The sequence below is a fragment of the Rhodococcus sp. PAE-6 genome (genome assembly GCF_025290685.1).
GTDB classification, from domain to species: Bacteria; Actinomycetota; Actinomycetes; order Mycobacteriales; family Mycobacteriaceae; genus Rhodococcus; species Rhodococcus pyridinivorans.
Map to the genome: position 1 here is coordinate 195,546 of NZ_JAOCLZ010000003.1, position 20,548 is coordinate 216,093.

Consider the following 20,548-nt stretch of genomic DNA (forward strand, 5'->3'; position numbering starts at 1 on the left):
AGCAAGCTCGAGCCGGTGGACAAGGTGGCTCAGGCACTCAAGCGCCTGGGAGCGGATCCGGATGTGCTGGCCGCGGCGGTGCGGAAGCACTTCACCGATGACGAGTGCCGCAAGCTCATCGATGCACTCGAGCTCCGGTAACTGCAATTCGAAATCAATAGCCTTGTTTCGCAGTGGTGTTCATTGTTGAACCGTGTGTCGGGGGATGTACTCAGAACAAGGGCTCGGCATGGCAGAAAGCCCGCGAGCCTGCAGTAGTGCACTGCTTGATAACCGCGGCGGTGCGGTGATGGTCGCGCTCAGTCGGATTTGTCGAACAACGACAGGAACCTTTTCCGTGGGTGCAGGTGCCGGTCATTTCGTGTGGTTCGAGGAGAGGGTGAGGGCTGTCGTGATTGCGAATCCTGCTATCCACTCCGGGATTGCGCGGTAAAAGCTCGAGGTGACCTGGTAGGGGCCGTTGGCATGGAGCGCGGCGTAGGCGGCGATCCAGGTGCGCACCTCATGGGACGAGTGGCCGGCCTGCTCGACGAACCAGTCATTGGTCCACGTGTCGATTTGTTCGAGTTCGCCGGATGCCAGAATCTCGAGAAGATGCTGGTCCCAGTGGGGGTTCAACGGCTGAATGGTGGCGGTACCGGCAGCGAAGTCTCGACCTGCGGTGATGACGCGTTGTTCGCGGGCCTTGCGTTCGGCGTCGCTCGGATTGCGGCCGTCGATCAACCGTTCGCGCACCTGCTCAGGCGAGCTGGTGAACTGCGGAATCGGTGGGTCGTGGGAGAGCCCTCCGGATCCGACGAACAGGACGCGTTTGTCCAGTTTGTTGGCTGCTCGTCCGACAGCTTCGCCGAGCAGCCGAACTCGGCTGACGGGGCCGAGGGGTTCGGCGACGGAGTTGATGAAGATCGGCACGGTCGGTACTGCGATGATCGATCCGACGAGTAGTTGTAGAGCCTGGGCGAAACCGTGGTCGACGTGCATGCGTTCGGAGAACGCGGCGTCGATACCGCTGTCGAGTACTTCGCGCGTAATAGTGCGGGCGGCGTCACGGTCGACGTCGAGGGGGCCGGCTTCGGTGCCATAGTCGCCGACGGACTGCGCGCCGGCTCCGATGCAGAACGGTGGCAGCAGGTCGTAGAAGACCCCGTTGTAGTGGTCGGGGGCGAAGATCACGATCAGATCTGGGGCGAAATCGGCGATGAACCGGCGCGCGTGGTCGAAGGCGGCGTCGACGGCGTCGATGACTTCTTGATCGGGGTCGTTGCGTCCCATCAGGGGGGAGTGCGACATCGCGCACAGCGCCACAGGCATCGCGGAGCCTCCTTACTGGTACTTCACGGCCTCTGCCCGGATGGTTCGAGCGAGAGCGGATGAGGTTCGTCGGATGGGTGCGTCCGGCCGGTGCCGCCAGGGGTTTCAGGGGAGGGCGGCACCGGCTGCATCTGTGTCAACTGCGATCGAGGAGAAAATCCAGGTGCAGTTTGTTGAAGGTGTCGGGGTCTTCGTACTGGGGCCAGTGTCCGCAGTTCTCCATGACCGCCAGCTTGGCGCCAGGGATGTGGGAGGCGATGCGCTCTGCTTCGTCGACCGGACCGGAGGGATCTTTGGTAGTCCACAGAACCATCGTTGGCACGGTGATGCCTTGGAGGGTGGCATCGGTGATCATGTTCCGTTTGCGGGTTTCGAGGTCCTGCAAGGCCATGTTCATTTCGCATGCCTTGAGCCAGTCCGGTTGTTGGAAGATGGCCTGGCGGGTGCGGATGAGGTCGTCGGTGACCATGTTCGGGTCGGCCATGAGCCATTCGAGGCGTGCTTTGACGCGTTCCCAGCTCGGGTCTTTGGCGGCTTCCATCGACAGGGTGTAGAGCCGTTCCATTACCTGTGGGTTGGCCATGGTGCCGCCCATGGTGTTGAGCACGATCCGCTCGACTTTGTCCGGGTGGTCGTGAGCGAACTGGGCGGTGACCCATCCGCCCAGTGACTCGCCTGAGAAGGATGCCTTCTCGACGCCGATGGCATCCATGAGGTGCAGCACGTGGTCGATGTAGTGCTTGATCTCGAGCGGGTGATCGGGTTTGGCGGAGTAGCCATGGCCGATGAAGTCGATGGCCCAGACATTGAAATGCTCGGCGTGTGAACGCAGATTGCGGACATATGCTTCGGCGTGGCCGGTGATGCCATGTAGGAGAATGAGTGTGGGCTTGGAGTCGTCCCCGGCGTGCAGATAGCGGGTGCGGTATGGGCCGGCCTGGATGAACCCCTGGCTGAACTCGACCTGGTTCAGATCGTCCCAGACGCTGGTGTACGGGCGGGTCATGCGTGTGCTCCCTCGATTGGTGTGATGCTGGCTGTGGAGGCTGGTGTTGCGTCGTCGGCGGTGACGTGCGGGACGACGATCGGTACGGCGTGGGTGCTGTACTGGGGCGTACCGCCGTTCCTGGCGCTTGGGGTCTCGTGCGGGGCGCGGTCGAGGACGATGGTGAGCGCGTTCTTGAGGTGGGTGAGTGCTTCGCTGTCGTCCCATACCGGAGCGCTGTACCGCCAGGCGACGTAGCCGTCGGGGCGCACGAGAAGAGCCCCGGCCTCATGGATTTCACGGATCTGCCGCCAGTACCCGTACGAGTCGTTGATGCCCGCTTCACCGATGACTATGGTGCGCAGGAACGGTAGGTCCAATGTGGCAGAGGCACGTTTCCATGCCTGGCCGCCGATGCCGGTGAGCAGGGTCATCTGTCCCTTGCCGGTGACGTCGAGGGTCGAGACCCGGGTACCGTCCGGGCCGACCAACCAGGCGTGTGGCAGCTTGGCGCCAGGACGAGTGGTGGCCTGCAGGTACAGTTCCCGGTCGCGTCCCCATACCTCCTCACCGGCTTCAAGGTCGGGGACCACCGCAGACGAGGCGTAACGCTGGTTGAGTTCGACGCCGTGGGCATTGAACTCGGTGTTCTTGACCTCGAGTGCCTCGTACAGGCGCTCGCGCAGGGCCGCGCCTTCGGGGGAGGGGTCTTTGAGCGTGATCAGGCCGGCGGTGACCGGGTCGTCGCTGGTGGGATCGAACCACTCGCGCAGACCGGCGTAGTCCTTGCGGGACTGGTTGGCGCGCGCGACGATCTGCCTGCCGACCGGGACCCGCTCGGGGGAGTAGGACTCGAGCAGTCCCGGTCCCGCGTATCCCTTGACGGCGTAGGCGATCTTCCAGGCAAGGTTGAATGCGTCCTGCATGGAGGTGTTCGAGCCCAGGCCGCTGCTCGGCGGATGCCGGTGTACGGCGTCGCCGCCACAGAACACCCGGCCGGATTGATAATGCTCGGCCCACTGCTGATTGACGTACCAGAACGAGCGCGACACGATGTCGATGGTCAGCTCAGGGTCGCCGACAAGGGTACGGATCTGTTCGAGCACAACGTCATCGGATATGTCGGGTTCACCTTGGGACATGTCGAAGCCCCATCCGGCGATCCACTGGCCCCAAGGTCTGATCGCCCGCAGCAGACCCATGCCGATCTCACCGAAACCGGCCTTGGAGTTGAAGATCCAATGCAGAATGCTTGGCCGGTGAGCGACGTACTTGCTCAGATCCGCGTTGAACAGGATGTAGGCGGTGCCGGCACGGGCGAGCTCGCCTTCGAAGGGCAGTCCGATCTGTTCGGCGATCTTCGAGCGGGCACCGTCGAAGCCGAGCAGGAAGCGCGCTCGCTGGGTGAACTCGGTGCCCGAGCGCACATCCCGGAATCTCACCGTGACACCGTCCTTGTCCTGGCTGTGATCGAGGTATTCGGTGTTGAAACTGATCAACGCACCGCGTTCGGCCGCGTTCTTGATCAGTACCGGTTCCATCAGGGGCTGAGGGATGTCGAGCATCGCGCACGGGCTGCCGGCGAGATAGTCGCCGTACCGGGCGCCGGTGCCCCATGTTTGCATCCGGACGATTTCTTCACCGGCCAGACTGGTGGTGAACAGGGTGTCGCCCATCTGGTCCCACGGGGTGGCGTATGTGCGGGCTTCGTCTTCGACGCCCAGGTCGCGGAGTACTTCGACGGCGCGTTGGTTGGTGATGTGCGCGCGGGGTGAGTTTGCGACCCAGGGGAACATCGAGACGGCGTGGACGCGTGCACCGTAGGTGGCCAGGGCGAGAGCGGCTGTGCCGCCGGCGGGACCGAGTCCGACGACGATGACGTCGGTGTCGTAGGTGGGGTCGTGGTCGTTCATGGTGGTCACTTCACTTGTCCAAGGTCCGCAGGGACTGTGCGGCGTCGGTGGTGGGCGGAGTCGAAGAAGCTGCGGTGGCAGTTGCGCTCGGTGTCGAGGTGCGCTGGTCGGCATCCAGTTGGCGTGTCGCGCCCTTGCGTCCCCAGCCGCCGGGCAGCAGGACCACCGAGACCACCGAGATGGTCGAGACGATCAACAGGTAGAGCACTATCGAGTTGCTGGTGTTGGTGGAGGCGTACAGGGCGGTCGCAATGGTCGGGGCGAACGCCGAGCCCGCGACCTGGGAGATCGTGTAGCCGATCGAGACGCCGCTGTAGCGCACATCTGCATCGAAGATCATGGTGAACAGCGATCCGGTTACTCCGGCGGCGGGGGCCATGGCGATGCCGAAGACCAGTACCTGCGCGGTCATGAAAAGCCAGGGGTTTCCGGTGTTGATCAGTGCGAAGGCCGGGCCGATCGCCACCCCCATGGTGACGGCGCCGAGCAGGTACATGGTCTTGCGGCCGAAGGTGTCCGACAGGGCGCCGAAGACGGGATAGAGGAGGACGGCGACGAGGCCGGCGACGAACACGCCGGCCAGGGCGAAGGTGCGGCTGATTCCGGCGACGGTGGTGCCGTAGGAGACGAGATACGCCATGCAGATGTAGGCGAACACTCCCTGGGACAGGTAGGTGCCGGCAATGAGGAAGATTTCTTTCGAGTGCTTTCGGAATGCGACGGCGATCGGCATCCGCACTACAGCACTGTTGGCTTTGATCTCGGCGAAGTCGGGGCTTTCGGTCAGGGACAGGCGGATGAACAGGCCGATTACGATCAGGACCGCGCTGAACAGGAACGGTAGCCGCCAGCCCCAACTGAGGAACTGCTCGTCCGGGAGTTGAGAAGCGGCGAAAAACGCCAGGGTCGCAATGCTCGTCCCGGCGGGAGCACCCATCTGTGAGAAGGAGCCGAAGAATCCTTTCTTCGCGGTGGGGGCATGCTCGACGGCCATCAAGGTGGCGCCACCCCATTCACCGCCTACGGCGAAGCCTTGAACCAGGCGCAGCAAGGTGAGCAGGATCGGAGCGGCGATGCCGATCTGGGCGTAACCGGGCAGCAGTCCCATCAGTACTGTGGCGGCACCCATACCGACGAGAGAGATAACGAGCATCTGTTTGCGGCCGACCCGGTCACCGAAGTGGCCGAAGACGATGCCTCCGAGGGGTCGGGCGAGGAATCCGACGCCGAAAGTAGCGAAGGACAACAGGATTCCGATAGCAGGTGAGACATCGGGGAAGAACAAGGTGGGGAAGACCAGTGCGGCCGCGGTGCCGTAGATGAAGAAGTCGTAGTACTCGACGGTGGTCCCTACGAAGCTGGCCAGGGCCACCCGCATCGGGGAGGTCTTCGTTGCGGAAGTCGGCGCGGTGGTCACGGTGTGGTTCCCCCGCTGCGAGGGGCGGGGCAGGCTGGCACTGCGAACAATGCTGGGTGCGAGGCGGTCATGGCCGCGCCTTTCGTCTGAGATTCGTCGGGATGTCGAAGTGGGCCACCGCAGAAAGGGGGCGAGCAACTGGAATGCTAGACGTCTAGTTGCGAAGCTACTCCAGCGCGAATGGTGACGCAAGTCTCTGTCGGAGGAGGGTGGATCGCTCTGTGGCGATCAATGTGATGTTGCGCTGCCTGAAGATACAGCGCCGCAGGCGGGGCGGAAGCCTGTAGGCCTGTCCGGTGGCACAGAACCCGTTACAGCGAGCGGCTCACCATCAGCGCGATGGCTGAGCACTCGATTCGTCGCGAATGACCGCAATCGTGCCGACGATATGGCGCTCCATCGCCTCACGCGCCGCAGCGGCATCGCGATTTCGGATCGCCTCGGCGATCTCGTGATGGTCGTGCTGGCGGTTGGGTAACGCACTCGCGAGCGGGTTGGTGATGCCGGCGGTGTTGATCAGGAAATCCGACAGATCCCACATCCGCTGACTGGTCTCCTCCATGATCCGTGAATGCGCCATCGCATGGATGGCGGCATGGAATTCCCTGTTGTGAACTCGGTATCCGTGGGCGCGGACCTCGGGGTCGTCGGAGGCGATCAAGGCATCGACGCGTGCAGAGATCAGATCCAGCTCCCGCACCTGCGCCTCGGTTCGCCGTGTGGCCGCCACCGCAGCAATGGCTCCTTCGAAACCACCGAACAGGGTGAAGAAGTCCTCGACCTCACGCGGGGTGTAGGAAACGACCTCGCACCCGACCTGGGGGACGATGTAGACCAGTTTGTCGCTCGAGAGGCGACGCAGGGCATCCATGACCGGCTGTTTGCTCACCCCGAATTCCTGCCGAATCGACTCGACGACGATCTTCTCGCCAGCTGTATAGCGGCCTTCGAGCAATCGGGTCTTCAAGATGTCGTAGAGCGCGGAGGACAGGCGTGCCCCGGAGGTGCGGACGTGCGCAAGGAGGGCGGCAGCCTCGGTGCTAGCCGTCGGGCCGGGATCGGTCGAGGTCATCGGCTCAGGCTTTCCGTCGGTTATCGGGTGGTGCTGGGAGTTGAAGGCAGCGACTTGCATTCTAGTACTTGTGGTGTGAGTCACTGTGAGCTACGTTCATCTGGAACGCTAGCATTCCAGTTCGCGATCAGTGGGCAGCATCCCCGATTGCGGAATCCACTCCGGAGGCATGCACACCCGTAGTGAGGCCGTCGGACACATCCCCGCTACGACGGGTAGGACGAGCCAAGTGCACACCCCTGGGCCCCGTGCAAGGAGAAACTTATGGAATTCTGTATCGGCACCTGCGCCAAGATCGACCAGGTCGCGATGGTGAAGCAGGCCGAGGACCTCGGGGTCACTCACTTCGGTGTCGGCGAAGGCCCGTTGCTGTTCTCCGATCCGTACCAGTTCCTCGCCCTGGCTTCGCAGCAGACCACCGGCATCCACCTGGGCACCATGGTCACCAATCCATTGACCCGCATCGCCCCGGTCACCGCGAACTCCATGGCCACTCTCAATGCCCTGGCGCCAGGCCGAACCTTCCTCGGTATCGGTACCGCCAACAACGCGCTGCGTTCCATGGGTAACCGCACCGCGAAGATCTCCGAACTGTCCCACGCCATCGAGGTCTCCCGTGAACTGATGGCAGGCCACCGGGTCAACCACACCTGGCTCGGACAGTCCCGGGAAGTGGAGTTCCTCGACAAAGAAAGTGGCTTCTACAACGTCACCGACCACATCCCGATCTGGGTTGCTGCCGGCGGGCCCCGCGGTCTTGCCGAAGCAGCCAAGTACGCCGACGCCGTCGTCTACTGCCTCGGACCGAACATCGACATGATCCAGATGATTCGTAGGCTCCTGGACAAAGCCGTCGCCGATGCAGGACGAGCCCCAGGCTCTGTCAAGCTCGTCTCGTTGTCCTGGTTCTACCAACTCGGCAACGGAGAAACCTGGGAAGACGGCGTCACCAACGGCTTCGGATCCGGACCGATCAGCTCATGCATCACCAACGCCGGACTGATGGACCAACACCGCGACGAACTCGGCGACTCGATCGTCGACGCCTCACTCACCGCCGCCCAGCAATACCTCGGCGACCCGAAATCCGCGGACCAACCGCACTATCTCGACGTCTGGGCGAAGTACCTGCGCGGCCTCGACCCCCGGCACCGTCCGATCATCACCAAGGAACTCGTCGACTACTGGTGCCTGTACGGCTCTCCTGCCGAGCTACGAGAAAAAACAGCCCTGATGCGCGAAGCCGGCGTCGACATCCTTCAAGTCTTCCTGTCCAACCCACGCACAGCCGCCCGTGACATCGACAACATCGGGCATTCGATCCTCGCCCACGTCTGATCCTTCCCCGTTCTGCCCAGGAGATACTGATGGAACTCGACCCGCGTACCACTGCGCTCGTGGCTGTCCACTGTCAAGGCGACGTCGTCGAACCTACCGGCGCCTTCGCCGACTTCTTCTACCAGCAGGTGACCGAGCGCAAGGTCATCGACCGCATAGCCACGCTCATCACCGCCGCCCGTACCGCCCACACCACGATCGTCTACACCCGGGTCGCATGGAAGCCGGACTTGTCCGATCTCGACGCCAACTCGCCCCTACTCGGCATCGTCGCCCAATCCGGTTGCCTCAAGGAAGGCAGCGAACTCGCCGAGATCATCGAACCCCTCACGCCGCATGATGAGGACATCGTGCTCACTCACCAGCGCATCGGAGCCTTCGCCCGTACCGACCTCGATACCATCCTACGCAGCAAAGGCGTCACCACCCTCCTCTTCGCCGGTGTGGCCACAAACGCCTCCGTCGAGGGAACAGCCAGGGTCGCAGGCGATCTCGGATACCGAGTGGTGATCGTCGAGGATGCATGCTCTGCGGCCACTCTCGCAGCGCATCAAGCCAGCATCGACTCCCTCGCGCTACTGGCCGAGATCAGCACGGTCGACGAAGTCCGCGCTGCTTTGGCTACGACGATCACCGGCACCCCGGTTTGACCGCCGACACCCAGTTCTCGGGCACAGCGCGTCGATGCCTATCCGCCCTCAGATTGCTGATCTCAGACCAAAAAACCGTCTACATCAGCAGTTCGTATATGAAGGCCACCATTTGCGACGCCCGCCTCGGGAATGAGCGTCGTCGATAGAGTATTCCTGCGAATCTGAGGCACACGCAATACTTCTCGCGTGCCCGGACGAGATCGATGAGCCACCGTAGGGCGACCATTCAGTGCACTGTCGGAGAGGTTGCACAATGGAGGGACGCGTTATCGTTCTTGTGGATCGGAAGGTGTCTTCTTCGATGCGAAAATCGTCCAGACGATGAGGCCTACGACGAGGCTCCACAGACTGGGGCCGATGCCGAATACCACGATGGGGCTGGCTGCGGTAACGAAGGTGATGACTACCGCGAGCTGCTGCGTGCGCTCCCTCATGGCTGCAGACAGTGCTGATGTGAGGGTTCCGAGCAAAGCGAGTCCAGCCACGGCTTCGATCAGACCGGCGGGTGCGGCGGAGGCGAGTGTGACGAGCGTCGGAGTCAGGACGGCGAGGGCTATATATGCCCATCCGGCTGCATGGGCGGCGAGCCAGCGCCGTTGGCGATCCGGGTGAGCTCCGGGTGATGCGGGAAGAGCTGCGGTGATCGCGGCCAGATTGATGGCGTGTCCGCCTGCCGGGGACCCAAGCATCGTTCCAGCACCCGTAAGGAAAAGCGACTCCCGCCATGGCACGGTATATCCGTAGGATGCCATGATCGCCACGCCAGGCACATTCTGCGATGCCATGGTGACGATGTAGAGCGGCAGTGCGATGCCGATGACCGCGGACACGGTGGGTGAGGGCATTGTGAACGTGAATAGGGGGGAAGGCACGTCAAGCGTTTCCTCTCGCCCGAGTACGTCGAGTACCGCGAGCGCGAGGGCGAGCACTAACGCCGTCGGCGTAGCCCACCGCGGGGCGAAACGTGCCAGCACAACCCAGGTGAGTAGCACCGGGCCGACCGTCAAAGGCGTATCGATCACGGCAGCTATGGGCTGAACACACAAACTCAGGAGAACGCCGGCCAGCATCGCTTGCGCAAGTGGCGCGGGGATGGCCGTGATGAGGCGACCCAGGCGCGGCAGCGCTGCGGTGAGCACGAGCAGCGAACCCGTGACCAGAAACGCGCCTACTGTTGTAGGCCAGCTGTCTTCGGCGGCCCCGGTGGAGACGAGGATCGCCGCGCCAGGCGTCGACCACGCAAGTGTCAGTGGTGCGCGGTGTCGCAAAGTCAGCCAAATCGTTCCAGTCCCCACCAGTGCGCACAGGAAGATGAGTCCGGTCGTGGCTTGAGCTGTTGTCGCCCCCACGGCGGTGAGTCCCGCAAGCACTATGGCAAAAGAGCTTGTGAAGCCCACCATGGCGGTGGTTATTCCCACCGACACCGACTGCCACAGGTTGCGTTCCATAAACAGAACGCTAGATGGCATCGTCGTGTTCTGCAAACAGAACCCTACGGGTAGGCTAGGACTATGGACAGCGGCGAGCTCTCGTCATTGATCGGCGAACGTGTGCGTACTGCGCGCGCCGTCCGGAAGTTCTCGCTCGCGACTCTGGCCCGCCTGGCTTCGGTGGGCAAGGGCTCCTTGTCAGAGATCGAGAACGGCACCCGCAATCCCACTCTATCGACGCTCTATGCGCTCGCTCGCGCACTCGAGGTACCGCTGTCTTGGCTACTTGCTGACCGTGTCGGCGCTGAAGTTCAGTCCCCTGGGATCACGGCGCGATTGCTGGACTCGACCGCCTGCGATGGTGTGACGATCGAGGTCTACATCCTGCGACTCGATCCTGGGCCCCCGCATGTATCTGAGGAGCACGGGTCTGGTGTCGTCGAGCATCTCGTCCTCACACGTGGTCTCGCGAGAGTAGGAAAGGTCGGCGATGAGGTCATGCTCGTTGCCGGGGAAGCGGCGACGTGGATAGCGGACAGTAAACACAGCTATCAAGCCTTGGGCGACGATGTGGCCGAAGGTGTGCTTGTCATGCGCTGGCAGGACTGAGGATTCTCGAGAAGGCACCTTTGTGCCGCGAGGCGGGTACAAGACTGCAATTGAGCGAATGTGGTCGGGATTGATGTAGGAACAGGTGACGTCGATGATAGAAGGCCTTCGTCGTCGATGTGTGACTCTGCAGGTGGTCGGCGCCCGCAGGACTTGTCCACGAACTGATCCGTTCGCGGCCGGCGGCGGCGCTGTCGTTGCCGGAGTCGACACGCACTCCGACATCCATTACGTCGCGGTTCTCGGCATCACCGGCACCCGACTCGGTGACTTCTCGGTCCCTGCGACCTCCACCAGCTACGAACAACTCCTCGGCTACATCTGATCGCTAGACAGTGTTCGACTCGTTGGCATCGAAGGCGCCAGTTCATACGGGGCCGGTACCTGAGGACACACGACGTAAAGATTTGCGACATCCTCAGGCCCAGGTAGGAACTCACAGCGACGGTTCGGCAAGTCCGATCCGATCGACGCCTACGCCGGCCGCACAGCAGGCACCGGCCGCTCTTCCTCAGGTCAAGACCGCTGACGGACTCGTCGAGCTCGTTCGAGTGGCAGGCGGTCGCTCGGCGATCGAGGAGTGCTTCCGGAGCGCGAAAACGAGACTGGCCTCGACCATTACCAGGTTCGGGGATACACCCCCTGGTACCGGAACATCACCCGTCCATGGCCGCGATCGTCTTCCTGACGATCTTGCACCGCGGTATGGAAAAAGGACTGCCCAACCGGCCTCGAACCGGGTTGCCGCACCGGGTTCACGGCCGAGGGTCGGTATCGACCTCAGATTCTTTCTCTGTCAGCGAGATACAGCAACTGTTCAACCGAATTGTCCATTCGATCCGTCATTCGCCCGCACGCCTCCGGCGTTGGTCGTTATGGCGGCGCGTCCATCAGGCGCGAACGCGATGTCACTTCGCTCGCAGGCATCAAACTGTCGTTGCAGTAATAAGGAAAGGACTGTGAAGTTCCGGTGTTCGCGGATTCGGCCGCGTAACCGATGAGAATCGTTCGGTGAGGTGAGGAGTCGTCAAGTGGATTCGTAGCGGTCGGTGCAGTGCCGCCGCGCAGAGCGTGTATTACAGACCGGTCCATCGGTCATTTCCGGAGACATCAGGCGGTCGAGCAACACGATTGGGACGGCCAGCAACCACGAGATAGGGGTAGCGAACAATTTGCTTACCACCGTGTTCATCAAAGGACTCCTGTACTGAAGGCGAAAGGGGTTGATGATGCCGATTGGCGACGACTGCCTTCAATGATGTGGTCGTCGACGAGGGTGGACTCCGTGGGTGGGGTTTGTGGCCGGATGAGCTGCTCCGAGGTGCATGGGGGGAGTCTCGAGCTCACGGCGATGGTGGGACATGGCTTGGGCGTAGAGGCGTCCGGCACGATACGAGGAACGGACGAGGGGTCCAGCCAGGACACCTGCGAAACCGATTTCCTCTGCGAATCTGGAGTGTTCGAGAAATTCTTCGGGCTGTACCCAGCGCTCGACTGGATGGTGCCGCGGCGAAGGTCGCAGGTACTGAGTGATGGTAAGGATGTCACAGCCGGCATCGTGTAGGTCGAGCATCGTCTGCTGCACTTCGCGAGGGGTCTCGCCCAGGCCGAGGATCAGGTTCGACTTGGTGATCAGACCGAACTTGCGGGCCGCTGTAAGCACGCCGAGGGATCGATCGTAGTCAAACGCGGGCCGGATACGCTTGAAGAGCCGCGGTACGGTCTCGACATTGTGGGCAAGCACCTCGGGACGAGATTCGAACACTTCGGCCAGGAGGTGGGGTTTGCCCCCAAAATCGGGGATGAGATTCTCGACGCCGCTTCCGGGGCTGAAAGCGTGGATTTGTCGCACGGTTTCGGCGTATAGCCAGGCTCCGCCGTCGGGCAGGTCGTCGCGAGCGACACCGGTGATGGTGGAATACCGGAGTCCCATCGTCCGCACGGACTCGGCAACGCGGCGGGGCTCGTCCCGGTCGAGGTCGGTGGGTTTGCCGGTCTCGATCTGGCAGAAGTCGCAACGGCGCGTGCACTGCTGCCCCCCGATCAGGAACGTGGCTTCGCGGTCTTCCCAGCACTCGAAGATGTTGGGACAGCCGGCTTCGGCACACACCGTGTGCAGTCCTTGGCGTTGGACCAGGCTCTCGAGTTCGGTGTATTCGGGGCCCATCCTGACGCGGGTCTTGATCCAGTTCGGTTTGCGTTCGATGGGGGTCTGAGCGTTGCGGACTTCCAGCCGGAGCAGTTTGCGGTCTGTCGGGGCCGACGCCTCGAGTGGTCTTCCGGGTGCGGCATTCACGTGGCGTTCCATTCCTGGGTGAGGTTCCCGCCGAACCGCGGTCCACGAAAGTCCACGGTTCGGCGAGAGTCACTACATGTTGATCGGACGGCCTAGCGCGGACAGGACCGATTCGTGCATTGCTTCAGACAGTGTCGGGTGTGCGAAGACGACTTCGGCGAGATCGTCGGCAGTTGCCTCCAGGGCTCGGGCGATACCGAAGCCCTGAATCTGCTCGGTGACGTCCGGGCCGACCATATGGGCACCGAGAAGTTCACCGCTGTCGGCGTCGAAGATCGTTTTCACGAAGCCGTCGGCTTCACCGATAGCGAGTGCCTTTCCGGATGCTTGCAGATCGAATTGCCCGACTTGCAGGCGACGCCCGGTCGCCCGCGCTTGCTCTTCGGTGAGACCGAGGCTGGCGACCTGCGGCCTCGCGTACGTACAGCCCGGAACGTAGTCCCGGTCCAACGGCCGGACGTGCTGCACACCTGCAAGCTTATCCACGCAAAGCACAGCCTCGTGGCTCGCCTTGTGGGCGAGACAAGGTGCGCCTGCCACGTCGCCGATCGCGTATACCCCGAATGCGCTGGTGCGACACCACTGATCGGTGGTGATGAAACCGTGTTCGACCTCGATGCCAAGTTCTGTGAGGCCGAGATCCTCGACGTTGCCCTGGATGCCGGCTGCGACGAGCACCCTGTCCACAGTGAGTTCATCGACGGTTCCGGCGGTCGACTGCACGGTAACGGTGACAGTATCCGGACCGGCTGCCAGTTCGGATACCGAGGCGCCGGTGTGAATCTTGATACCTCGTTGCTCGAACTGACGCCGTACGTGGCTTGCGACAGCGAAGTCCTCCACCGGCATGATCTGCGGCGCCATCTCTACGAGGGTGACGTCGGTGCCGAGATCCTTGTACAAGCTCGCGAATTCGACGCCGACTGCGCCAGAGCCGATGACCAACAATGATTTCGGCAGATCCGTCGGGACGAGAGCGTCGAAGTATGTCCAGATGCGGTCGCCGTCGGGAATGACGCCGGGAACCGGACGCGGCCGGGCTCCGGTTGCCAGGATCACGTGGTCGGCCCGGTATTCGGACACCGTCTCGTCTGCTGTCGTCACTGCGACGACGCCCTTGTCGAGCAATCGCGCCGCTCCTTCGACGACATCGATGTCGTTCTTCTTCATCAGGTACCCGATACCGTCGGACAGTCGTCCGGACACCGACCTGCTGAACTCGACGAGGCGTCCCATATCGAATTCCACACTACTGGTGCTGAACCCGAGGGGCTGGAGATTCACCAACGTGTGGGCGACATCGGCGCCGTGCAGCAAGGCCTTGGTGGGAATGCATCCCCAGTTCAGGCAGATCCCTCCGAGCCGGTCCCGTTCGACGATCGCGGTGCGCAAACCGTGCTGCGCGGCGCGGATGGCCGCAACATAACCACCCGGTCCGCTGCCGACGACGAGGACGTCGTATTTCTCTGTCATGGTGTACCTCTCAGACCAGCATCAGCGCGGGTGACTCGACGAAACGTCGGAGTTCGCGCAGGAAGGCCGCGCCGAGCGCGCCGTCGATCACTCGATGATCACACGAGAGCGTGACGGTGAGCATCGTACGGGCAACGACCTGGCCGTCGACGACGACGGGACGCTCCTGGCCGGCACCGACCGCGAGGATGGCGCCCTGCGGTGGGTTGATGATCGCGTCGAATTTCCGCACATCGAACATGCCTAGGTTGGACACTGTGAAGGTGCCACCTTGGAACTCGTCGGCAGTCAGCTTCCCGGTCTTGGCCTTGGTCACCAGCGATTGCACCTCCCCGGAGATCTCGGCGAGAGTCTTGCCGTCGGCATTGCGCACGATCGGGGTGATCAGACCCGACGGCAATGCGACAGCCACCGAGATGTCGGCGCGCGCATAGCGCAGCACCGACTGTGTTGCCTCATCGAACTGAATGTTGACGTCGGGCACCTTCTGCAGCGCCGCAGCACACGCCTTGACGATGAAATCGTTGACCGACAGCTTGACGGCCGGAACGGTCGCATTGATCTCTTTCCTCAGAGCAAGGAGATCATCGATCTGTAGATCGGTGGTGAGCCGAAAGTGCGGGGCGTTGCGCTTCGACTGTTGCAACCGCTGCCCGATTGCTTTACGCATCGTCGTGAACGGAATCGTCTCGAACTCCGCCTCTGCGGCGGGTTCAGGAGCTGCACCGACTTCCGGTTGCAGCCGGAATCGGCGTTCTGCCTCGCGGACGTCGGACTCACACACCCTGCCCCTTGAACCGGTAGCACGGCAGTCGTGCAGATTGATCCCGAGAGACGCTGCCAGACGGCGGGCCACGGGGGTGGCTGGGACGGTGCTGTCGTCCTCGAACGATCGTCCCGGTACACCTGACCGCACGGGCGACACCGGAGGAGCAACGGTTCCACCGGCTGCGCGAATCGTGTCGTGGATGTCGGCAACGGAGATCCGGCCCTCCCGGCCGGTCCCAGCCACACGGGCCAGGTCGATCGACAAATCGTCTGCCAACCGGCGGGCGTGGGGAGTCGCGAACACGTCACCGTTCGTCCGCCCTTGCAAAGCCTCGGGAACGATCGTGGAACCAGGACGCTGACGGGATCCGTTGGTCGTCTCGGTCACAGGCACCGATTCGTGGGCCGCCGGAGACGGTGGGCTGCTCTCGAGCGTCGGTTGCGCAGGGGCGGGATGCCCGCCCGGTGACCCGCCCGCCTCGGCCGGCGTCGGCACTTGGTCTGCGCCGATAGCGGCAAGGAACTCCTCGATCTCGGCGTCGGAGACTGCAGCCTCGGCAGACACCGCCAGTACCGCACCGACCGGCAACGTCTCACCCGGCTTGGCGACGATCCGTCGAAGCACGCCGTTGAACGGTGCTTCCAGCTGGTTGGCGATCTTGCTGGTCTCGATCTCGCAGATCAAGTCGCCCTTCGAAAAGGATGCTCCCTCCTCGACCAGCCATTCAGTTACGGTGCCTTCCTCCATGGACAGACCCCACTTGGGAACTTCGATCAGTTTGATCTCACTCATATCAAGCACTCACGACCTTGCGGACGGCAGCTTCGATCCGAGCGGCGTCGGGCAGCCACGCTTGTTCGAGAACGGGAGAGAACGGCACCGGGGTGTGCGGCGGGGTGACCAGTTCGATCGGTGCCTTCAGTGATCCGAACGCACGCGTTGCGATCAGCGCGGCGACGTCGTGACCGAACCCGCAGCGCGCCGCGGACTCGTCGACGATCACTACTCGGCCGGTGGAGTCGACAGATTCTAGGATGCCTTCCTCGTCGAGGGGCGACACCGTGCGGGGGTCGACGACCTCGACGGAAACTCCCTCGGCGGCCAGCTTGTCCGCGGCGGTGTTGGCAGCGTTCACCATCGCCGATAGGGCAATGATCGTGACGTCTGTGCCTTCGCGGGTGTAGTTGGCGACACCGAACGGGATCGTGTACGGCTCGTCCGGAACCTCGCCCTTGACGTCGTAGAGTGTCTTGTGTTCACAGAACACGACCGGATCATCGTCGCGAATCGACTGGATCAGCAGGCCTTTGGCGTCGTACGCGTTCGATGGAGCGACAACCTTCAGGCCCGGAACAGCGGCGAATACGTTGTACGGTGATTGTGAGTGTTGGGCGGCAGCGGAGAAACCGGCACCGATCATCCCTCGTACGACAAGGGGGGTGCGGGCCTTGCCGCCGAACATGTACCGAAACTTCGCGGCCTGGTTGTAGAGCGCGTCGTAACAAACTCCGAAGAAGTCCATGAACATCAACTCGGCGACCGGGCGGAGCCCGGTCAGAGCTGCACCGGCTGCCATCCCGATGATCGCGGACTCAGTAATCGGGGTGTCGATGACACGGTCGGAACCGAACTCGGTCCACAGACCCTTCGTCACCCCCAGCACACCGCCGAAAGCCTCCACCTTCCCGGATTCGAGTTCCGGATTGGTGCCGGCCTGACCGCCGCGCAGATCCTCACCGATCTGCACGACCGTCGCATCCCGTTGCATCTCCTGGGCAAGTGCAGCTTTGATCGCTTCGCGATATGTCGTCTTCGACATGGCCATTTCGTTCTCTCTCTCAGTACGACACGTAAACGTCCGACAGCAGGCTCTCCTGCGGCGGGTACTCGGCAGCTCGGGCCTTCGCAACAGCGACGTCGACCCGTTCACGAGCCTCGGCGTCGATCGCATCGAGCTCTTTCGCGGTGACTTTCTTGCCGATGACCTTCGCACGGAACTTCATCAAAGGATCCTGATTCTTGCGGAGCTCGGCGACCTGGTCGGCGGTCCGGTACAGCTGCGCATCGCCCTCGAAGTGACCGTGCCAGCGGTGTGCCGTCGCCTCGATGGTGGACGGTCCACCTCCTCTTCGAGCGCGCTCGACGGCCTCGTACGTCGCGTCGTAGACCTCGAAGAAGTCGGTACCATCGACTGTGGTCGACGGCATTCCGAACGAAGCTGCTCGTCCCGCGATGCTCGGAGCACCGACCGCGTAGTCCCGTCCGGTGGCCTCACCGAATCCGTTGTTCTCGATGACGAACACGATCGGCAACTCGAGCACGACCGCCATGTTCATCGCCTCGAATACGGTTCCCTGATTGGATCCACCGTCGCCGGTGAACGAGGCCGCAACGCCGCCATTGCCGAGGGTCTTAGCGCTCAGCGCAGCGCCGATCGCGAGCGAGGGAGCGCCTCCGACGATCGCGTTTGCGCCGAGCATGCCGACCGAGAGGTCGGCAATGTGCATCGACCCACCTTTTCCATGACACAAACCGTCGTTCTTCCCGAAGATTTCGGCCATCATCCCGTTGAGGTCGCATCCCTTGGCAATGCAGTGACCGTGGCCGCGGTGTGTCGATCCAATGTAGTCGGTGTCGTTCAGGTTCTCGCACACCCCGACAGCAATCGCCTCCTGGCCCGAGTACAGGTGGATGAATCCAGGAATGTCACCCGTAGCGTTCTCCTCGTGCAACCGGTCTTCGAACGCTCGGATCTCGGTCATCTTCCGGTACGCGCTCAAAAGTGCACTTTTCGTCAGCGCCATTGTTCTCCTCTGTCTCCAGCATCGGGCCACTATCACTGGACCCCAAGCGATTACGGGGCTGCGATCTCTTCTGGCGCAGCAGCTTGTGTTACCCGGATCACGAATGTAAGGAGAACGTGGCGTTCCCTCAACATTGCAGTTGATTGCAGTCGTGGCCGGGGTGACGGGTATGAGCGGGCACGTCCCGAACATTTCGCAGAAGGTGCGTGGTCTTTGTGATGTTCGGTATTCCGAACATCACAAGGGGTTGCCGAAGTCGACGTCGAATCCCGGACTGAGGTACGTGCGCACCCGACGAACCCGATTCTCGGCTGGATTCACGTTCTACGATCGGTCGAATCTCGAGGTTCGAGCAGCGTGCAGTCTGTGCATCCCAGCAGTCTCCGGACGCAGAAACCATCGAAGGTGGAGTGGATCGGGCCGAGGCACCGTCCAGGCGACTTCATGGGTGGAGGTAGGGATACGCTGCGTATGGTGGGACTCATGGGAAGTGGCGAGCGGCGATCCGGTCGGTGCATGACGTCGGTCCGCAGAAGTGATCGACCCCAACGCCTCTCGTCCGGTCTCGATACGAGGAGGGGACCGTTCGAGCTGGGGATTCAGCTCGAACGCGGAACGGTCGATGGCCGACTCCAGACGATCGCCTCCGTGAGAACGACCGCCTGAGTCCGTGAGGTTGCAGGCCGAACCCACGATGTCGGAATCAAGCTTAGGGCTTTGTGAAGGCCTCAGAGATATTCCAGGAGTTCGAACTCCAGGGGTTCGCAAAGTCGTGCAGTAATCCTCGGGATGTGATGGGGAGTAGTGGTCTGTTCGTCGTAGCGTGCACTGGCGTGCACCTGAAGACGCAGAAGCAATTGTTGGACAGAGGAATTAGGCGATCTGGTTGTCGTGGGGAACTGGATGGCTGCAGCGCCGTGAGAACAGGTTCGCGTGGTCTATACGGCCACGGCAGAGCGGGTGCGGGACGCGACCGCGGTGATAGTCGACAACCAGGCCAAGGTGCTCTTCAGGTGGGGAGACTCGGATCCGATCGGTCACCGAGCGCGTATCGACCGAGTTGGGATCGGGTACAGTTTCGAGGCTACCGATCGCGGGGACCATGACAACTACACGGTCTTGCCGACCGCGCACTCGCTGCGTTCCTGGGTCACCCGAGGTCGTTCAGGTCCAGCCGGCAGCGAGAGTTTCGAAGCGGGTTCGACGATGCGTGAATACCAAAGCGCGCATGCGTGCACGTCGACGTACTGCAGGGCAGGAGAAGGATGAGCTCAGTCGAGGGTTCGAACCGTGACGTCCTGCGCGAATCTGTATGGGTGAGTGGTCAGAACCGGCCCCAGACTCCTTCGTAGTCGAGAAATCTCGGCACGGACTGCGACCACGTGATCACGGTCCCCGAACAGGACTTCGCTCATTGTGGCGGCATCGATCCCCGTAGGTCCGGCGCTCGCGAGCACCCGCAGAATCTGCGCATGTCGCGGTGACAGGGCACGTGTCCAATCCACGTCTCCGCGCACCGTAGCCCGGGGTTGGGCACCGAGATCGAGTTCGAGTTCGATCGTCGGTCCGTCCTGCCTACGGCGCACTAACCATCCCTCACTGAGTGGCTCGGGAACGCACAAACCAAGACCTGGTACCAGCAAGGGTTTTTCCGCACACGGAGGTGCCAACCGTTCAGGAACACCGATCCCGACCGACTCGACAACCCAACCGTGCCGGTCCAAGACGAGTGCTGGCCCGCCGACGGTGGCAAGCACTGGGGCCACCTTCGCGCGGAGCTTCTCAATTTGGGTGATGTGTTCACGCCATAATATCGACTCCACCAATCTCACCGCCGTCTGCACGAGAGCCATGGTGGCGGGATGGATCGACATTGCCGAACCGCTGATATCGATCACGCCGAGTATGTCACCAGTCCGTGGATCGTGTACCGGTGACCCGGTACACGACCAGTCATTGTGCGACCGTGCATAGTGTTCGGCCGAGAACAGTTGTACCGGTGCTCTCTCGATCAACGCAGTGCCAACGGAGTTGGTGCCGACAACGCGTTCTGACCATTGGGCACCCTCTACGAAACCGAGAGCGTCAGCTCGCCTGCAGACGGAGTGGGAACCTTCCCGCCACAACACGACTCCGTCAGCGTCGGCAAGTACGACGACGAAATTTGCCTCGCCCGCCACCGTGGTCAACGTGCTCCGAAGTTCCGGAAGAACCGCGCGAAGAGGCGTTCGTGTGCGACGAGACTCGAGATCTGCGCACTCTACGACGACGATATCCTCACACCGTGCGGGGCTGACGCCCACTGTCTGTAATCGTGACCACGACCGGGCGACGACTTCGCGTGGCGGCATAGGTGGTTGCTGTCCGGAAAGTACGGCGTCGCGTACCCGATTCAGGACTCGCGCATGCCGCGCGAGGTCGGTTCCGAAATCGACAGCCAGGAGTCGCTGATGAGTCGAACTGGTCATACATATACCT

General features: G+C 62.4%; 17 protein-coding genes and 1 pseudogene. 6 read left to right on the forward strand and 12 right to left on the reverse strand.

Going from position 1 to position 20,548, the window contains the following annotated elements; all coding sequences use genetic code 11:
• Positions 1-15 precede the first annotated feature (15 nt).
• A complete protein-coding gene (locus NVV99_RS08815; protein WP_024102222.1) occupies positions 16-141 on the forward strand; it encodes a hypothetical protein in 126 nt (41 codons plus the stop codon).
• 213 nt (positions 142-354) lie between these two features.
• Here NVV99_RS08815 and NVV99_RS08820 read toward each other — a convergent pair whose 3' ends face one another.
• The 5 genes from NVV99_RS08820 to NVV99_RS08840 form a co-directional block, all read right to left on the reverse strand.
• Positions 355-1,311 (reverse strand): 3-carboxyethylcatechol 2,3-dioxygenase, encoded by a 957-nt coding sequence (locus NVV99_RS08820; protein ID WP_024102221.1) that lies wholly within the window; start codon positions 1,309-1,311, stop codon positions 355-357.
• Between the two features lie 136 nt (positions 1,312-1,447).
• Complete coding sequence (locus NVV99_RS08825; RefSeq protein WP_006551096.1) at positions 1,448-2,317, reverse strand: alpha/beta fold hydrolase; 870 nt, start codon at positions 2,315-2,317, stop codon at positions 1,448-1,450.
• Positions 2,314-4,218 (reverse strand): FAD-dependent monooxygenase, encoded by a 1,905-nt coding sequence (locus NVV99_RS08830; RefSeq protein WP_041803471.1) that lies wholly within the window; start codon positions 4,216-4,218, stop codon positions 2,314-2,316. Before NVV99_RS08830 ends, NVV99_RS08825 begins: the two co-directional genes overlap by 4 nt.
• 1 nt (position 4,219) lies before the next feature.
• The gene (locus NVV99_RS08835; protein WP_024102219.1) at positions 4,220-5,587 is read right to left on the reverse strand and encodes an MFS transporter; all 1,368 of its coding nucleotides are present in this window, start codon (positions 5,585-5,587) and stop codon (positions 4,220-4,222) included.
• 370 nt (positions 5,588-5,957) lie between these two features.
• A complete protein-coding gene (locus NVV99_RS08840; RefSeq protein ID WP_006551093.1) occupies positions 5,958-6,698 on the reverse strand; it encodes a GntR family transcriptional regulator in 741 nt (246 codons plus the stop codon).
• A 264-nt stretch (positions 6,699-6,962) separates the two neighbouring features.
• On the opposite strand from NVV99_RS08840, the gene NVV99_RS08845 reads away from it, so the two are divergent.
• Together NVV99_RS08845 and NVV99_RS08850 are read left to right on the forward strand one after the other, a co-directional pair.
• Positions 6,963-8,036 (forward strand): LLM class flavin-dependent oxidoreductase, encoded by a 1,074-nt coding sequence (locus tag NVV99_RS08845; protein WP_006551092.1) that lies wholly within the window; start codon positions 6,963-6,965, stop codon positions 8,034-8,036.
• 29 nt (positions 8,037-8,065) lie between these two features.
• Positions 8,066-8,686 carry a cysteine hydrolase family protein gene (locus tag NVV99_RS08850; RefSeq protein ID WP_024102218.1) on the forward strand — a complete coding sequence of 207 codons (621 nt, stop codon included), beginning with the start codon at positions 8,066-8,068 and terminating at the stop codon, positions 8,684-8,686.
• Between the two features lie 269 nt (positions 8,687-8,955).
• Here NVV99_RS08850 and NVV99_RS08855 read toward each other — a convergent pair whose 3' ends face one another.
• A complete protein-coding gene (locus tag NVV99_RS08855) occupies positions 8,956-10,137 on the reverse strand; it encodes a benzoate/H(+) symporter BenE family transporter (RefSeq protein ID WP_041803469.1) in 1,182 nt (393 codons plus the stop codon).
• A 63-nt stretch (positions 10,138-10,200) separates the two neighbouring features.
• Between NVV99_RS08855 and NVV99_RS08860 the strand changes: the two genes are divergently transcribed.
• The 3 genes and pseudogenes from NVV99_RS08860 to NVV99_RS08870 form a co-directional block, all read left to right on the forward strand.
• Positions 10,201-10,728 carry a helix-turn-helix domain-containing protein gene (locus tag NVV99_RS08860; RefSeq protein WP_024102216.1) on the forward strand — a complete coding sequence of 176 codons (528 nt, stop codon included), beginning with the start codon at positions 10,201-10,203 and terminating at the stop codon, positions 10,726-10,728.
• 121 nt (positions 10,729-10,849) lie between these two features.
• Positions 10,850-11,053, forward strand: a complete 204-nt coding sequence (locus tag NVV99_RS08865) for a hypothetical protein (protein WP_024102215.1) — start codon at positions 10,850-10,852, stop codon at positions 11,051-11,053.
• 214 nt (positions 11,054-11,267) lie between these two features.
• Positions 11,268-11,691, forward strand: a pseudogene (locus NVV99_RS08870) (hypothetical protein); the annotation flags it as partial.
• Between the two features lie 289 nt (positions 11,692-11,980).
• Here the strand turns inward: NVV99_RS08870 and lipA are convergent.
• From lipA to NVV99_RS08900, 6 genes are all read right to left on the reverse strand, one after another.
• Positions 11,981-13,024, reverse strand: coding sequence for a lipoyl synthase (lipA, locus tag NVV99_RS08875; protein WP_024102214.1), 1,044 nt, complete (start codon positions 13,022-13,024; stop codon positions 11,981-11,983).
• A gap of 72 nt (positions 13,025-13,096) precedes the next feature.
• Positions 13,097-14,497, reverse strand: coding sequence for a dihydrolipoyl dehydrogenase (gene lpdA, locus NVV99_RS08880; RefSeq protein ID WP_024102213.1), 1,401 nt, complete (start codon positions 14,495-14,497; stop codon positions 13,097-13,099).
• 10 nt (positions 14,498-14,507) lie between these two features.
• Entirely contained in the window at positions 14,508-16,058 is a 1,551-nt protein-coding gene (locus NVV99_RS08885) for a 2-oxo acid dehydrogenase subunit E2 (protein WP_024102212.1), read from the reverse strand.
• 1 nt (position 16,059) lies between these two features.
• Positions 16,060-17,091, reverse strand: a complete 1,032-nt coding sequence (locus tag NVV99_RS08890; RefSeq protein WP_271038927.1) for an alpha-ketoacid dehydrogenase subunit beta — start codon at positions 17,089-17,091, stop codon at positions 16,060-16,062.
• 13 nt (positions 17,092-17,104) lie between these two features.
• On the reverse strand, positions 17,105-18,070 hold the full coding sequence (locus NVV99_RS08895) for a thiamine pyrophosphate-dependent dehydrogenase E1 component subunit alpha (RefSeq protein WP_024102210.1): 966 nt from the start codon (positions 18,068-18,070) through the stop codon (positions 17,105-17,107).
• A gap of 1,271 nt (positions 18,071-19,341) precedes the next feature.
• Entirely contained in the window at positions 19,342-20,538 is a 1,197-nt protein-coding gene (locus NVV99_RS08900) for a GAF domain-containing protein (RefSeq protein WP_080678506.1), read from the reverse strand.
• Between the last annotated feature and the right edge of the window lie 10 nt (positions 20,539-20,548).

Coding starts and splice junctions, on each gene's coding strand:
- NVV99_RS08820 (WP_024102221.1), bottom strand. CDS start 1,311: ATGCCTGTGGCGCTGTGCGCGATGTCGCACTCCCCCCTGATGGGACGC.
- NVV99_RS08825 (WP_006551096.1), bottom strand. CDS start 2,317: ATGACCCGCCCGTACACCAGCGTCTGGGACGATCTGAACCAGGTCGAG.
- NVV99_RS08835 (WP_024102219.1), bottom strand. CDS start 5,587: ATGCGGGTGGCCCTGGCCAGCTTCGTAGGGACCACCGTCGAGTACTAC.
- NVV99_RS08840 (WP_006551093.1), bottom strand. CDS start 6,698: ATGACCTCGACCGATCCCGGCCCGACGGCTAGCACCGAGGCTGCCGCC.
- NVV99_RS08845 (WP_006551092.1), top strand. CDS start 6,963: ATGGAATTCTGTATCGGCACCTGCGCCAAGATCGACCAGGTCGCGATG.
- NVV99_RS08850 (WP_024102218.1), top strand. CDS start 8,066: ATGGAACTCGACCCGCGTACCACTGCGCTCGTGGCTGTCCACTGTCAA.
- NVV99_RS08855 (WP_041803469.1), bottom strand. CDS start 10,137: ATGGAACGCAACCTGTGGCAGTCGGTGTCGGTGGGAATAACCACCGCC.
- NVV99_RS08860 (WP_024102216.1), top strand. CDS start 10,201: ATGGACAGCGGCGAGCTCTCGTCATTGATCGGCGAACGTGTGCGTACT.
- lpdA (WP_024102213.1), bottom strand. CDS start 14,497: ATGACAGAGAAATACGACGTCCTCGTCGTCGGCAGCGGACCGGGTGGT.
- NVV99_RS08885 (WP_024102212.1), bottom strand. CDS start 16,058: ATGAGTGAGATCAAACTGATCGAAGTTCCCAAGTGGGGTCTGTCCATG.
- NVV99_RS08890 (WP_271038927.1), bottom strand. CDS start 17,091: ATGGCCATGTCGAAGACGACATATCGCGAAGCGATCAAAGCTGCACTT.
- NVV99_RS08895 (WP_024102210.1), bottom strand. CDS start 18,070: ATGGCGCTGACGAAAAGTGCACTTTTGAGCGCGTACCGGAAGATGACC.
- NVV99_RS08900 (WP_080678506.1), bottom strand. CDS start 20,538: ATGACCAGTTCGACTCATCAGCGACTCCTGGCTGTCGATTTCGGAACC.